Source organism: Oleiphilus sp. HI0080 (assembly GCF_001635135.1).
Window position 1 is genome coordinate 1 of record NZ_LWFU01000224.1, and the last position, 15117, is coordinate 15117.

Below are 15117 nucleotides of genomic sequence, written 5' to 3' on the forward strand. Positions count from 1 at the left end.
GGGTTGAATTGTTATTTTTCTAAAGATAAGATAATTTATTATTATGTAGTTTTATTTATGTTATCGCGTGATAACGCTCTAGAAATGAAGCCGACACAATTTAAATTGTTAGGGCTTTTCAAAATCAGCAGTGATTTCTCTGAATCGTTCAGTTTTAGCTCGCCAGTTTTGTTTTCATTTATTAAGTTTCTCGAAAGCTCGCGACTTTACATCGCCGCGAGCAGAACAACGCGTAGGTTGGAACATTCTCATGCTACAAAGAGAAATAATAGTGTTTGATCTTATTCGCCATTTTTTCGCGACGTGCTTGTAAAAAGGACTCATACTGATCTATAGAGTAGGAATCTAGATCTTCCGGTAGGCAGTTATCGGCAAGGTTTGTTTCAAACTCAGACCTATCTTTTATTACCCCATACTTAGGGTCTTTGCTATCGCACTGTGCAAACACATCTGCAATATATTGTTCAGGTGGCGCGTCTGCGATCTTTATATTCACTTCTTGCTGAACATATACATAGTTTGCCACCTGATTGTATTTACCCTGGGTGAAGCCATGCTTCTTAAGGAAGTTTTTAGGGAAAACATGATGTATGTCGCCGTGGTGCTCCAGCATGTTTCGTACGCTTATATCTTTCGAAAGAAACCCTTTGTCACCCAGATTTACTTGGGCAGCCCAGAATACCTTTAGCGCAGGTGAATTAACGGAGCTTGTGGTAAGGTTTTGTGCCAGCCTTACGCTCCAAAACGCATCTGACAGCTCAGCCTTCTCGATCGACTCAAGCACTCTCTCAAACGTGTCCTGATGAATCGCCTTAATATCTTTATCAAATCGTGACTCAGGTGAACCGGAGTAACGCCCTGTTAGCAGCGACATCACAAACCATCGACGCACCCAGCTTTCGATGTTCGGATTGTTTCCAAGATCACGCTTCAACTTTAAATAAAGTATGTAGGCAAAGTTCAAAGCGTTTTTAGAACGAATCATTCCCTTATCAACAAAGCCAGCGGAACGAATAATCATGAGGAAGCGCTTAAAATGTGTTTCGTTCATAAATTCTGTCACGCCCTCACTGAGGGTTTGAAAAGAAGCCTCCTCGATATCCTTCTCATACGTTCGGGTTTCAAAATTTCGTCCTGACAGCAAACCAACCAAGTCCGATAACCGTCCCCTAATAAACTTCGTTGTAAACGCAACGCGCAACATATCTGAGTAGCTTGGGTCGTACAGGTCGTCATTTTCCTTTCGGAGCCAACGCATACTCATGAAATAGTCAGTCTTCACAAACTCTTTGTCATTGTTTTCAATGTGCGGGTAGAACTCTGGAGCGATAGCAAGATGGCAAAAATAATCAATCGCTTTACGCAAAGTATTGCCGTCAAACTCCTCGTTAGCAGCAATTTTAGACATTGCAAAATCGGCCTGACTAAGCACAACGCCCTTGGAGTTAATCCGAATGAAAATTTCCGTTACCGTCTCAATGTCGAGTTCTGAGTCCAGCTCTATAAGACCGATTTGTTTTTTCACGATGTCGCATAGCTTATCCAAGCGCTCGTATATAAGATCTTCATCCAAATCAGCGTTTTGTGAAAGATAATCCTTAGCCACCTTATGTGCCTTAAGTTCACCATTAACGATTGGCGCTATATCCGGCAGCCAGGCTTTATCTTTACTTATCGCCGGATTGTGAACTTCAAAACGTTCGTCTATTGGGTGAAAAGCGATTCGCATACGCACCTGTTTATAGTCTTGGTTAACAACCTGTTGACCATTGATCGCAGCTGTCAGTGCGGTGACCCGCTGTTGACCATCTATCAGTACTTTCTTGCCTTCCGCAAGCGAACCGTCCTTTAATTTCACAGTAGGATTTCGCCACGCAATGATGTATCCCACAGGAAACCCCTGATAGAGGCTGTCCATCAAATCGCGTACCTTGGTGGCATCCCAAACAAAGGGGCGCTGAATTTCAGGAATTGCAATCTCCCCCGACTTGACCCAGGTAAGCATGGTCTCGATTAAATGCTGATTGACTGAATATTTTTGGGAAGACAAACGGCTCTCCTTAATAAACGGATAGTGAACTGAAACCCACTAAACAAGAAAGATGAAAGATAAAATTTGAGCGACTAAAGCTCAGTCTATGCTTTATCAAACTCCGGCCAAGTTGCTCCATAACTCTCTAGCTCTGTTGCACTGCAGACAACAGTTAAGCAGCTGCCATAAACACTTCGTTTTAGTCTCGTTAGCCCAGTATAGATTAACGCTAAATCTTTCGGGCTAACTGATTCAGTGATATAGATCACTAACAAACGAGACTCCCAACCCTTAAAGCTATGAAGAGTAGTGGCTTTTACTCTGGCGTCACCCATGTAGAATCCCATTTTTTGTCGTCGAGACTCCTGATCATCAGGGTGGAATGTATGCACTACGTTAATGCCGCGATCCCCAAGCTCTTTTACAACACTTTGGCCAAACTCTTTATGGCTGCATAAGAATGTAGCGTCAGAGATCGCTGGATTAGAAACCTGACTTGGCTTGAAAAAACGCATGAGTTCATCAAAGCACTGTTTAACAGCCTTATCGCTAGAGCATTGAACCCATCGGAGGGAGCAAGGTTCCAAGTCGAAAGCGCCCTGCTGCCCTTGCGGTAAAAAGACTTTGTCGCTCGGTAAATAGCGTTGAGCAAACTCTTTGGCCTTTTCCAAGGCCTCTTGTGGCATTCGATAGCTAACTGGAAGCACTGCCCATTCACCGCGAAAGCCTGCGCCAGTCATCGCTTCATCTGTCCATGAGCTCGCTGTTTCATAGATGTCTTGAGTTGCATCCGCCACGAGTAACATTTCACCACCCGGTTTACACACTTTTCGCAATGCGCCCCACCAGCTCGGTAAAAAGTCTTGTCCTTCGTCAACTAGAACGGCATCGTATTTGGTCGCAAGGATTCCATCTGCACTATCTAGTATCTCGCTTACTAGGCTAGGCAGGGCTATATCTAATACGTTTTTTTCATTACCTGATCGCGCCCATAGGTCATGATAGTCGTTAGAATGTCCGGTTAGAACACACACCCTTTTGCACCAAGAATGAAAATTCAGCCAAGTAACATCTTTTCTGGTATTCCCCTGTTTCTTAGGCCAACGAACTGCTATATCCATGAGATAGTGCAAAAGAGTGATATTGAAAGTAACAACTAAAACCTGTTTTCCCTCTCCTAATAGTTCGGCCGCTCTTGCCGCCAAGACTAGTGACTTGCCTGAACCAGCGGCACCTCTAACACGTCTATAGCCCGACTTTGTTCTGGTAGTTGCTAGAGCGCGCTGATTTTCATCGAGTTCTAACGGTATGCGTTGAGTAGCAGAAAAATCAGGTTCAACTAACCAGTAACGGAGATCATTCGCTAGTTCGGGATTCATGAATTTTGAAGACTTTCTAGCGCCCTCTGGAAATACATCAGACAAGCTGCCCATCGTTAATGAAGTATTGCCAGAGACGGGGTTATAGCGTGGGAATTGTTTCATCCCTCGATACACGAGGCTTTGATGAAAAAGCGCTTTGACGAAATTGTCCTCAGCACTAGGAAATATCACTCCCGCAGTGATCACTGCAAATCCGTTTCGTTGCTGTAATCGAGGACAATAAAGGGAAAACAGCTCTTGCTTATACTGATAGACTTTCTCAACAGGGTTTTCGTTTTGCTTGGAAAAAGTTCGACCACCCTTGCTAGCGAGTAATATAGGTGGACGACCATTCCTCTCTTCTACCCAATACTTAACTGCAGAAAAATCCCAATTCTTCACCTCAAAAACTGCCATACCTACATTGGGGTGCAGCAATACAAAATCGGGCCGAAGGCCATTCATGTGAGGCTGAATATAGATTTCCCAGGCAGGGTCGAGGTAAGTATCAAAGAACTCAAAAACCTTCCACTCACCAGGTTCTAACTCCTGACGTAGCTTATGAAGTTCGCTTCTTGGCGGTGAGACAATTCTATTCATGGTTAATAGTTTCAGGCTTGGCTCACAATCTCAAAACAAAGGTTGTCGATATACTGATTCCACTTTCTTTCATACACGACTCTAGACATTAACGTTATCTCATCGGTATGGTTTTCGACTTCTGATACATCAACTCCATGTCCTAATGTGACGCCACCATGTTCAGTCAAAATGTAACGATTATGGAACACGTCGCTCCCAGCCATTTCTCTAAGCTCGGTAACCCTTAATTCAATTGAATTTGCTTGTGGGGGTAATGCGTCGAGGATACGCGCCCGAACTATATCGGCTCGGGGACTAGAGCTATTTTCTTTGTAAAAGAGATGTAGCGAGGGAGTGCATGTACTCAGCCTGTCTCTAAAGACATCCTGAATAACCTGAGTAATAAAATTTATCGCTCGGCCATTCCACCCGTAGCTATCAATGATTATCACTTTGTCTGTTGCCAAACGGAGCATGTCTCTAATCAACGGGGAAATAAAATCGTATCGACGCGCCACTGACACCTGCCTATCATGATTCCAGGCGCTATCACCTAAATACATAGTTTGAGGTGTTAAGTTACAGGGAGTGTCTATTGGCTGGACAGATAACACAACATGAAAAGGTGCTCGTTCATTCTCATCTACAACGTCAGCATTCCAATTACCCTGCCCACTTGATACTCCTTCGCGCGAGATGGTAGTTTCCGCAAGGTGTTCGACCATTTCCAAATATCTTCGAGCTTGATTTGGCTCTTGGTCTCGCGGTCCCTCACTCAAAAAGTACGAACGGAGCTTTCTAGCTTTTTGTTTTGGGAACGTGCTTGGTATGCGAGGTGAGCCTAATCCGTACTCCCTTAAAAACTCTCGGTAATCTCTTACATTTGATGCCCACTCTTGAAGGAGTTGAGGAGAGATAGCGTATTCGTGCAGCACTACATCAGCTCCTCTCTTCGCTCGTTGAAGAACCCATGTGGCCAGCGCTCTATAAACTCTCCATCTTCGTCAATATGAATACGACGCGCTTTCACGCCATCATCTGAAGGCTCTATATAAACGATCGAAATATCTTGGGGCTTCACTGGGTCAAAGCCTTCGGGCAATTCGCTATCGGTAGTTTGGCGAACACGTTTGAGTAAACGAAGAATCAAATGTTCGCTATGCGTTTCTATTAGGCTAGAGGTATTGAACTTGCGTTCGAGCAGAAGATCGCCAATCCCTACTTGCACTCTAGGATGAACGTGAAGCTCTGGCTGCTCGCAAGCTATAAGGCCATTGGTGACTAATGCTTTAGCGATAATTAGAGGGAAAAGCTGAGAGACGCCGACACCTAGATCAGATGCGTCTACTTGTATGTTGTGGGAGCTGTCCCAAAGTACGACCTTTCTCTGAAGATTGTCCGGTCGGAAATCGTCCTCGTTGATAGCATAATCTTCGCCAAGCGAAGCCAAATAGCCTTTAATATCAATAGGGGTTTGCTCAGCATCAGGGTTTTCGCTGGTGTCCTCTTTTGAAAACGTCATCCTGGCATTTGGGTCGAGTTTCGCCATGCTTTTCAGATCTAAGGCTTGGTCTGCGCTCCCTGTGAAAGCTGTATGGCCGACGCGCATCATTTTTCGCAGTTCGCATCCGAGTTGAAGCCCGTCATTAGCTCTTAATACATGGTTAACCTCCTCGACTGCACTTGGCTCGCCTTGAACGACATCCCAAGCAGATTCACCACTATACCAACCTCCCTGATCAGGATAGGGATTATGCGTGTAGTCATTGTCGGGTATTACTCGCAACGGACCAATACAGACACTGCTATTCAGATAGCGAAGAAGATTATGGAAGGGGGCATCAATAATATCGGAAAGAATTTCATGCACGCGTTCTGTACGTAGCGGGTCATCCAGATCCATGCCAGTAGCAACGGTCTGACCTGGAATAACGATCGCTCCGAACTTACTCAAAAATCCTATAGATGTATTATCCTCGGATGTTTGGTTTCCTCGTGAATGGCTACCAATTTGAATAAGAGTTTCAAGCTCCGTTGTGGGTAAGGCGAACTCACCTGCGTCCTCATCAGAAAGCAACAACGGATGGTGGAAGTTAATATAGGAAATTCGTGCTTGTTTTAAGCCTGCATCACTTTCGAGTTTCACAACTAGGCGATCATCTAGCCATATTCGAGTTTGTGAAACATAAGCTGTTTCTTTATGAGCAGACCAGGCAATTTCTAGTTCAACTGAAAACGAATCAGCTATGCCGCAAGGACTTTCTGCGGTTAGGCCAAAGTCCTCATTAATTAGGTCGGGAAGTTTTGCGAAGGTTTGTCCGATTTCCCCTTTTTTGTCTATGTCGAGCTTTATCGTAATCCGATTTTTAGTATTTCGACCATGAACCAGACTTTCGAACCCTTTAATTTTTTTACCGCCTAAAGCATCAAGCTGCCTTGGGTCGCACTGTCCCTTTGACAGTATTTGTTGAACATAAAAAAGTGCCATCAATACACTAGACTTGCCCACGCTGTTTGGCCCAAACAAAAGCGTGATGGGAGCAAACTCTATTTCCTGAGTCTCTTTAAACGACCTGAAATTAGTTAGTGATAGCTTTGTTATTCTCATTCGACTGCTTCCAAATTGCTTGTTTCGTTAATCTCGCTTGAGGGGTTTAATAAGCGAGCACAGCCAATGGAGTGAAGATAACTGACAGCATGCAGGATAGAGCTTCTACCCGCACTATCTGGCCCAAACAGCAGGGTGGTGTTCGCTAATGGCACTTCTACAGGATCACCGAACCCCTTGAAATTTTGGATGGTTAAATTAGTTACTCGCATTTTAAAACTCGTTATTATTCTTAGCGCAACGTCCAAGAAGTATGTCAAACACATCTCGGGTGGAGCGATCTTATTTGATTTGGTTAAAGAGACTCGTAATAGGTTATGAAAGACAACAAGGCTTCCTCGCTTTCGATCGTACAGCTAAAGTTTGCTTTGTGAAGTCCCCCTGAGAAGACTCTGCCTAGCGCTGTTGAAACATCTTTGCCTGCAATTCTCTCAATGGCGGTTATGCCCGGTAGAGTTGGCGGCATTTTATCAACCCTTACGAAAAGTCCAGTTTTCGTTTTTGGATCAAAAGCAAACTCCGTTTTCTTTGCCGACTTAAGTTTGTAGCACCAAAACTTGTCTGTATTATCTTTGTCGAAAAGAGTAACTCTTTCCGAGATTTTTGATAGATAGTCTACTGCTTCAATTCCATTTATTTTCATTTTATCTCTCTCTGGCGCCTTCGCGCCTCATCTTCTCTAACCAAGATAACTAAGATTGACGCTGCATCCAGACAGCATCTTCCTGGCTTATGATTGGTCGAATGTTACCTGAGCTATCCTCATACAATAACGTTGTTACGCATAGCGGTGCATCCGGAATTTTCTGGGATAAAAAACGTACTTCAGGGCCGCTGAAATCAGGTAAAGGGGGTAATTGTCTTTCTAGATACTGAAATACTTCCTCGAATAACTGGGCTGCAGGATCTTGCAGTGTGCTCGTCAGTGTCACCCTTTGCCTTGTCGTTCCATCAGGCATATTTACAACAAAGCGTTTATTTACCGCCAACCTTTCTGCAGTTGAATAATCTGTTTTCGATAGGGTTTTTAGTAAATCGAGTTTTTCTCGTTCGGAGCCTTCCATCACATATGCCTTGCCGCTAAGACTATAAATGACTTGAGAACTGCTGTCGTAGTGCGCCCATAAATTGAACACTATTTCCATAAACTCATATCTCCCTGTTAGCCAGTCTTTTACTCAGATTTATTCGCGCTATTCGCAACACCAAATGGTATATGTACCATCGGTACATTATCGCCTGTCGGAAGAAGGTGCGTGCGCTGGTCGTCGAAAAACATATGGGGCTTTAGTACACCGAGTATTCGGTTCTTTTCCATACCTCCGAGAAAGAAGGTTTCATCAGCCCAAACACCCCAGCTTTCAAGCGTGGTGATTACACGTTCATGAGACGGTGCATTTCGTGCGGTTACAATGGCTGTTCGCAGCACCCGCTTGTAGCTTGCATCTCTCTTTTGTGCTTCTGTTTCGAGGCGCTGGATGCCTGCTAATTTTCTAAACAAGTCCGCTAGCGGGCCTGGATTATGAGGTGTCGTTTGTTTACTGGTTTCGTGTTGTTCGAAGTCGTTAAGATCGCCTTGCTTATATACCGTTTCCGCTTCGTCATCAGCGATCACGCCGTCAAAGTCGAAGGCCACTCTTAGCTCAACATCCGTTTCATCATCATTCACTTTTGAAGGCATCACGATGCCGGCTGGATAATTCACGTTAATTGCACTTTTTACGTCTGCTTCATTCTGAGAAAGAAATAGTGATGCATTAAACGCTGGAATATACGGAAACGGAGATGAACCCGTTAAGAACGCGGCTCGCGAAATATCCAAACCATAATGTCTGATCGATCGAAACACTCGGCGACCTGTTGTCGTGGAGTTACGTGAAAGCAACACCACTTCAACGGGCTTTAACTCTGGAAAATGGTCGTTGATTGACAAGAATCTGCGGATAAACGGAAAGGCGACGCCTTTGTTTAAAACCTTATCCAAATGTGCTTCCTGAAACTCTTTGTAAGCCTTCGCTCCGTTTTCTCGGAAGACCTTATCAGATTCACTAAGATCAAACAAAGCGCTGGATGAGACCGCTATTACCAGCTTTTGGTCGATGGGATAGGCAGGCATTTATAGTCTTCCCGAAAAGGCTTTTTGGCTTAAAGAATTGAATAGCTGTTTAGATTCCGACCCGGAATTTCTGTATTTTTCTAACTTTGCCTCACACTTGAGAATTGCTGTTGAAAATGATTCTTGAAGATTCAAAGGAGGCACGCCCACCTCAAAATCTCTAAACATTTTTAAATTAAGGTGCGATACCGTTCCGCCAACTTTGTTACCAATTAACTTCTCCTTGAACCCCTTGTTTTGTAGAAGATGAATCAGGTAGTAAAGATCTAGCTTTGACCTATCTGGCCTTACGGTAAAAATACTCTCGTAAGTACTAAACTCTCTGTCGGTTCTGACTATCGCGCAAGTCCCCAAGGTCCCTGATTTACTAACAAGCAAATCACCTTTTCGGGTCAAATGATTCTTTGTTAGCTTTTTATGTTGTTCTTCAGAGATATATCTTGCATCGTCAAAACTTAGCTCACCGGTATTAATGTCTTTTGCTCGAACCAGAGGAAAACCATTTGTCCCTTCTATATAGTCAACCTTAGAAGTCAGGCCAAGAAATAGGTCCTCGCATAAGTCTCCCAACTTACTCGATGGAAACCCCTTAGGGTTAGTCACCGGATCTCCAAACATATCCAGAAACACGGCGCGGAGGAATTCGTCGGCGAGTTGGATGGCTTGTTGGCGTTTGCGGCGAATGGCGTCAGCTTTGTCGAGGATGGCGGCGATGCGTTTTTGTTCTTTGAGACTCTTTTCAGGGTCTTCTGGATATGGGAGCGGGATTTCAAAATCCTCAACTATCTTCTTTGATACCTCTTTAAACGTTGCTCCATTCCCTAAAGCCTGTAACTTTTCTGAATACGCCAACATACAGTAGTAAAGATAGATACCATCAACCCCGTCTTGGGGTATTAAGCTTTTAAACCCCTGATTGGTACACATATCTCTACCGGCTATCGCTATGTTCCCAATTGGAGCTCTTGATGTGACTAAAATACTGCCCTTTGGGAGCATATACGTTGCACAGCTCTTAAAGCCCTCAGCAGAAATATATTCCGGAGCGTCTTCTAGTACAGTTCCAAAAAGGTTAGATACGTCTTTTGGGGTCACCCAAGGAACATCAGGCGAGTTCCAATATTCATCAATATTTCTCTTAGGCGTTGCTCCTCCAATTACTTTGCAGCAATCTTTTAACTTCACCATTTGCCAACTCACAGCATCCCCTCCAGCTCATTGAGGTCAGCCATAATGTCATTCTCAAGCGCTTTCAGCTTTCCCAAGATCACCTCCGGATCTTCGTATTCTTCTTCCTCGTAAACCACGTCTTTGTAGCGGTTAATGGAGAGGTCGAATTTGTTGCTCGCTATATCTTTGGCATCAACGACAAAGGCTTTTTGAGTCTTGTCACCAAAAACGTTACCGATATCTTCTGATGAGGCGTTCGACTCAACTAGCTCTCGATATTGCTTCCAGTTGGCAATAGCATCGGGCAGGTCGTTGCTGTCTTCACCTTTCAGCTCTGTACGCTTGTCGTCTAGTGAATAGCCGTCGGCTTGCAGGTCGTAAAACCAGACGCGCTCCGTGCTGCCACCTTTGGTGAATATCAAAATAGCGGTACTAACGCCGGCGTAGGGTTTGAATACACCACTGGGTAGGCTGACGATACCTTCTAGTTGGTTATTCTCGATGAGGTTCTGACGCAGCTGTTGGTGGGCTTTGGAAGAGCCAAAGAGAACACCGTCTGGCACGATCACAGCGGCGCGGCCACCGAGCTTGAGCGAACGCAGGATGTGCGCTACAAACAAAAGCTCGGTTTTTTTGGTTTTTACCACACCCAATACATCGGGGTTGGTATTGGTCTCGTCTATTGCACCTTTAAACGGAGGGTTGGCGAGAATGACATCGAAGAAGTCTTCTTCCTGCTGTGGAAAGTGTTCTTTAATGGATTTACTCAAGCTGTCTTGATACAGAATGTTGGCGCCGTTCACCCCGTGCAAAGCCATGTTCATGCTCGACACTCTGAGCATGGTGGTATCAAAATCGAAGCCCCAGAACATCTCTGTATTAATGTGTTCACGGTAGGGCTCCAGCTTGTCGCCGGTGTAATGCCAGTTGCCTTCTTCATCTTTCCATCGGCCGCCTTCGGCCTCTGAGCTGGAATAGGTAACATTCAGGTATTCCATGGTGCGTGCAAGAAAGCCCGCGGTGCCGCAGGAAGGGTCACATACGGACTCGGTCGGTTGTGGGTCGATCATTTGGATCATGGCATCGATGATATGGCGTGGCGTTCTGAACTGCCCGTTAATGCCTGCCGTGGTGAGTTTGCTCAGCAGGTATTCGTAGATATCGCCTTTCACGTCGCTTTGCGTAAGCGGTAGGTCATCCACCAGTGCGATGGCGCTAACGAGAACCGACTCGTTTTTGATTTCGAGATCGGCGTCTTGCATGTATTCACCGATATGCCCTAGCGCTTCGATGGCGCTGCCATCGTCCCCTAAGCCGTCGTTTGCATCGGACTTTTTGCCAAGGGTGGCAAAAAATGGAAACACGTTTTGCTTGAGGTGGCTGTGAAGCTCTTTACCACTTAGGTTCTTAAAGTTCTTCCAACGAAGTAACTGGGCTTCCGGGTTGTTAGGGAACAAACGCGAGAAGTCATTCCCCGTGCGTGATGCTTTTCGCTCTGCCACGTCTTCCTGCATGTCGAGCATGCGGGCGAACATGAGATAGGAGATCTGTTCGATCACGGTTAAGGGGTTGGTAATACCGCCGGTCCAGAATTTTTCCCAGAGTTTGTCGATATCGTTGCGGACTTGGCCTGTTAGCATAATGGTCTACTTTGTCTTTTAGTTTCTATTTGGTTGATTCGGAATGTTCAGTTTGGATAAACGGTTTTAGTACTGCGATGAGTTCGCCCACATCGTCTGATGTGAACACCCCGTCGATACCTTCGTGCGACACGCTTGTAAAGGGCGCATCGTAAAGCTTGTCGATCATGATGGTGCCATGCTGAGCAATGTAATTCTTTAGCAGGTTCATAAAGCGTACTTGCTGAGCGCTAAGTGTTGGGTGTGCGTGCAGAAAGCTTTTGAAGTGTTCTTCAATCGCTTGCGGATCTACACCAATTATTTCACGCACGGTGACATCAAGCTGGCTAGCAGTGCGGCCATAGAACTCATTGAGTACTTCTAGGCTTACGCCAGGGTGACTCGTGAGTATGGTCGAGGTAAGTGTTTGAAGCTCATTCTCGGGAATTGGTTCGCCATTGCGAATACGTTGCAGGGTTGGGTTTGCCTCAACCATGCCATCGAGAATCTCTTTGAGCCTGCGGCGGTAAATTAAGGCCTCGCTTGCACCGGCAATTTTGACTTCGCGTTCGGTGTCGCGTACGCCGGAATCGCCAGTGCGCGTAGAGCCGGTTTCATAGCCGGGGCCGGTTTCAGATTTGCGATATTTCATGATACCGCGCAGTTCTTTGCGTACACGCTCTAATTTATCGATAGTGGGTGAAGCCCAGAACTCAGCACTACGTACTTCTGCGATGACGGCGTCTTTCTGGCGTACTGCACTGATGTTGATAGCGAGTTTATCGATATCCGCGAGTAACTGGTCACGACCGTCATCAAAGCAGCTTGCTTGTTCCACCATGCAGGTTTCAATCACGGCCATTAGTTTATCTAATGATGTCGCATGTTTGTCACGCAAGACACGTGCTGACATGAGCGGCGCAATGGTGTTCACTAATAAATGCTGTGTTGACGCATCGAAGCTTTTTAATAAATCGCTTTGCTGCAATTGATGGACTGACCTTAATTGGCGCTTTACGGCAACACTGGTCTCGGGCAGGTCATTTATATCGGCTCTGAGCAGTTCGATGGCAGTATCAAAACCTGCAGCATGGTTGTTTCGTAAAGAAGCTTGCGCGAGTTCTATACGTGCTTCAAAGGTTGTTTGTAGCAGCGACTTGCTGCCTGTGTCGTCTGGCTCTTGGTATTCTTCTTCAAAGAAGTCGAAGTTGCCGTAGTGGTCAAAGATCAGGAACTCGGTTTTGTCTTTGCCTGGGCCAAACAGGTTTGGTCGTAGGCGTGTGCCTCGGCCAATCATTTGCCAGAATTTCACCCAGGACTTCACAGGCTTGGCAAACACCAGGTTCACCACCTCGGGTACATCGATACCGGTATCCAGCATATCGACAGAGATGGCAATGCGGAATTCGTTGTCGCCTTTTTTAAACTCCTTAATCAAGCTGCCCACATGCGGAATAGCATTGTGAATGACTTTGCATACCTTTGTACCGTATTGCGGATAAAGCTTGCAGAAGAGTTTTTCTAAATGCTCTGCGTGGTCCTGACGCTGGGCGAAGATAATGCTCTTGCCGACCAACGAACCAGTTTCGTCTTTGATGCCATTATTGATTAAATTCTCAAGGATGATGCGGTCGGTATCTTCACTGAAGATCTTACGGCCGATATCTCTGCCGGCAATTGTTGTGTTTTGCGCTTCTTCTGTGCCGAGATCTTCTTCAAGCTGGCGCTTTTGCTCATCCGTTAAGTCGTTATAGTGAATACCGTCGCGCAAAAAGTCGGTTGTGAGGTCTTTTACTCTGAACGGTGCTAAATAGGGGGGCTCGTTATTGATGGCCGCATCTAGCCCAAATTCAAAGGTTGGGTCGGTGGTTTCACAATCGAAAATGTCGAAAGTGTTGCGGCTGATAAATTTCACCGGTGTGGCGGTCAAACCCACTTGCATCGAATCAAAGTATTCGAACAGGTCGCGATACTTGTTATAGATACTTCGATGCGACTCATCGGCAATGATTAGATCAAAGAAGCCTACATCTAGCTGCGTGAAGCGATTCATCATGCCTGGGTAGGTCGCAATATAAATGCGTGCGGTTTGGTCGATGAGGTTTGTTTCACCGATAACACAGCGTGGCTCGGAGGGTAGATTTTGTTTAAAGGCTTCATCGGCCTGCACTCGTAACTCTTTTCGGTCACAAAGAAACAGCACGCGTTTTGCCCAACTTGTGCGAAGCAATAATTCACCAAGCGCAATCGCAACGCGTGTTTTACCCGTGCCTGTGGCTTGAATAATTAAGGCTTTTCGGCGTTGGCTTTGAAAATGTGCCGCGACCGTTTTAATGGCTTCGATCTGGTAGGGGCGATCCGCAATCTTCAATTCAGGATTAAACCTTTCCAGCTCCGCCTTTCGATAGCTTCGTTGGTAGATAAGATATTCGAGACTGTCTTTGCTGTAGAAGCCATAGACAGGGCGATAGGTGTTGTATTGTTTGTCGTCCCAAATGAAGGTTTCATAACCATTACTATAAAAAATAACAGGACGTTGATAGCCCATGTCTTCAAGTGCATTGGCGTATAAACGCGCTTGTTCACGACCTGCTTGAAGGTTGGTATTACCAGATTTTTTGGCCTCGACGACGGCTAAAGGCTGGCCGTTGTCGCCCCACAACACATAATCAACATAACCTTTACCGCTTGGGTTGTCGGGAAACGCAACTTCCACTTCCTGCCCAACTTTTTCGGCGTCATTCACATCCCAATCAGCCTGAAGCAACATAGCGTCTATTAGCAACGATCGAGTCTTGGCTTCATTCCACTGTAAACTATCGGCTACATGCTGACTTTCTTTCTGGCGTTTCTCTTGGTCAGGTCGCGCTGGCGGCTCAAGCTTCTCTATGTTCTTGGTTCGCTCTCGCTCCAGTTGATCCATCACCCGCTGCAATTCGTCTTGTTGCTGCTGAAGATCTTTTTCATAGCTTGATACAGACTTTGCAAGCGCCTTTAGCTTTTCGGTGGGATCTTTAACATTTTCAAATTCAGGTATTTGATCTGTTTTCTTGCCGTAGTACTTCACGCCCATATACATAGCTAGCTGATGGGCAGTAGCTAGAGCCATTTGTGCGTTACGGACCTCACCTTCGGCACCATGGGCTGTATCGTTGCCCTGAATGCGTAAGAAGTTAATTTGATAAATCAGGGATTTGCTGACGCAGTCTTCAAACACGGGGTTCTTAACCAGTTCGTAGAAACTGGATTGTGGCATGCGCGGCAAAACTTCTTCTTTGTAGACCGCTTTGGTGAGTTCTTCTGCGAAGCTGCGTAGGCGCGTTAACGCACTGCCCGGATCGATATGCAGGACCGCTTCGGCTAAACCGCCGAGGTTTGCCAATAGCTCGTTCTCTGGTCGCAAGAATTCAAAGTTGACTGATTCCATAAAATTTATTCTATCCATGACGACCTTAAAGCGAAGGCCGTGCCAAGTTTATTTTTGTTCTTAGGAAATTCCGTATTTTTCCATCCAATTGTTTAGGGTTTGGTAGTTTTTTAATCCCAGCAGCTGTGCTGCTCGAGTCTTGTTTTGACTACTAACCTCAAGCGCTTGGCGGATATACTCTACAGCTACATCGCCCATAATC

Annotated in this window: 12 protein-coding genes; all 12 read right to left on the minus strand. The window is 45.5% G+C overall.

The features are described from left to right. Nucleotides 1-253 precede the first annotated feature (253 nt). Nucleotides 254-2050, minus strand: a complete 1797-nt coding sequence (locus A3751_RS02430) for a DUF262 domain-containing protein (RefSeq protein ID WP_068451674.1) — start codon at nt 2048-2050, stop codon at nt 254-256. Nucleotides 2051-2136: 86 nt separating this feature from the next. Further along, on the minus strand, nt 2137-3993 hold the full coding sequence (locus tag A3751_RS02435) for a nuclease-related domain-containing DEAD/DEAH box helicase (RefSeq protein WP_068451675.1): 1857 nt from the start codon (nt 3991-3993) through the stop codon (nt 2137-2139). An 11-nt stretch (nt 3994-4004) separates the two neighbouring features. Then, nucleotides 4005-4910, minus strand: a complete 906-nt coding sequence (locus tag A3751_RS02440) for a hypothetical protein (RefSeq protein ID WP_068451676.1) — start codon at nt 4908-4910, stop codon at nt 4005-4007. Beyond that, nucleotides 4910-6583 (minus strand): DUF3696 domain-containing protein, encoded by a 1674-nt coding sequence (locus tag A3751_RS02445; RefSeq protein WP_068451678.1) that lies wholly within the window; start codon nt 6581-6583, stop codon nt 4910-4912. The genes A3751_RS02440 and A3751_RS02445 overlap by 1 nt, the downstream gene beginning before the upstream one ends. After that, complete coding sequence (locus tag A3751_RS02450) at nt 6580-6795, minus strand: hypothetical protein (protein ID WP_068451682.1); 216 nt, start codon at nt 6793-6795, stop codon at nt 6580-6582. Before A3751_RS02450 ends, A3751_RS02445 begins: the two co-directional genes overlap by 4 nt. Nucleotides 6796-6878: 83 nt before the next feature. After that, nucleotides 6879-7226: a hypothetical protein gene (locus A3751_RS02455; RefSeq protein ID WP_068451685.1), complete on the minus strand. Its 348-nt coding sequence runs from the start codon at nt 7224-7226 to the stop codon at nt 6879-6881. Nucleotides 7227-7275: 49 nt separating this feature from the next. Next, the gene (locus A3751_RS02460; protein WP_068451692.1) at nt 7276-7728 is read right to left on the minus strand and encodes a hypothetical protein; all 453 of its coding nucleotides are present in this window, start codon (nt 7726-7728) and stop codon (nt 7276-7278) included. 29 nt (nt 7729-7757) lie between these two features. Then, entirely contained in the window at nt 7758-8699 is a 942-nt protein-coding gene (locus A3751_RS02465) for a 5'-nucleotidase (RefSeq protein WP_068451694.1), read from the minus strand. Then, the gene (locus A3751_RS02470; RefSeq protein ID WP_068451698.1) at nt 8700-9899 is read right to left on the minus strand and encodes a restriction endonuclease subunit S; all 1200 of its coding nucleotides are present in this window, start codon (nt 9897-9899) and stop codon (nt 8700-8702) included. After that, nucleotides 9896-11509: a class I SAM-dependent DNA methyltransferase gene (locus A3751_RS02475; protein WP_068451702.1), complete on the minus strand. Its 1614-nt coding sequence runs from the start codon at nt 11507-11509 to the stop codon at nt 9896-9898. Before A3751_RS02475 ends, A3751_RS02470 begins: the two co-directional genes overlap by 4 nt. Before the next feature lie 25 nt (nt 11510-11534). After that, nucleotides 11535-14915, minus strand: a complete 3381-nt coding sequence (locus tag A3751_RS02480) for a DEAD/DEAH box helicase family protein (RefSeq protein ID WP_068451705.1) — start codon at nt 14913-14915, stop codon at nt 11535-11537. A gap of 60 nt (nt 14916-14975) precedes the next feature. After that, on the minus strand, nt 14976-15113 hold the full coding sequence (locus tag A3751_RS21695) for a helix-turn-helix domain-containing protein (RefSeq protein WP_231876826.1): 138 nt from the start codon (nt 15111-15113) through the stop codon (nt 14976-14978). Between the last annotated feature and the right edge of the window lie 4 nt (nt 15114-15117).

Coding starts and splice junctions, on each gene's coding strand:
- A3751_RS02480 (WP_068451705.1), bottom strand. CDS start 14,915: ATGGAATCAGTCAACTTTGAATTCTTGCGACCAGAGAACGAGCTATTG.
- A3751_RS02475 (WP_068451702.1), bottom strand. CDS start 11,509: ATGCTAACAGGCCAAGTCCGCAACGATATCGACAAACTCTGGGAAAAA.
- A3751_RS02445 (WP_068451678.1), bottom strand. CDS start 6,583: ATGAGAATAACAAAGCTATCACTAACTAATTTCAGGTCGTTTAAAGAG.
- A3751_RS21695 (WP_231876826.1), bottom strand. CDS start 15,113: ATGGGCGATGTAGCTGTAGAGTATATCCGCCAAGCGCTTGAGGTTAGT.
- A3751_RS02435 (WP_068451675.1), bottom strand. CDS start 3,993: ATGAATAGAATTGTCTCACCGCCAAGAAGCGAACTTCATAAGCTACGT.
- A3751_RS02460 (WP_068451692.1), bottom strand. CDS start 7,728: ATGGAAATAGTGTTCAATTTATGGGCGCACTACGACAGCAGTTCTCAA.
- A3751_RS02465 (WP_068451694.1), bottom strand. CDS start 8,699: ATGCCTGCCTATCCCATCGACCAAAAGCTGGTAATAGCGGTCTCATCC.
- A3751_RS02450 (WP_068451682.1), bottom strand. CDS start 6,795: ATGCGAGTAACTAATTTAACCATCCAAAATTTCAAGGGGTTCGGTGAT.
- A3751_RS02455 (WP_068451685.1), bottom strand. CDS start 7,226: ATGAAAATAAATGGAATTGAAGCAGTAGACTATCTATCAAAAATCTCG.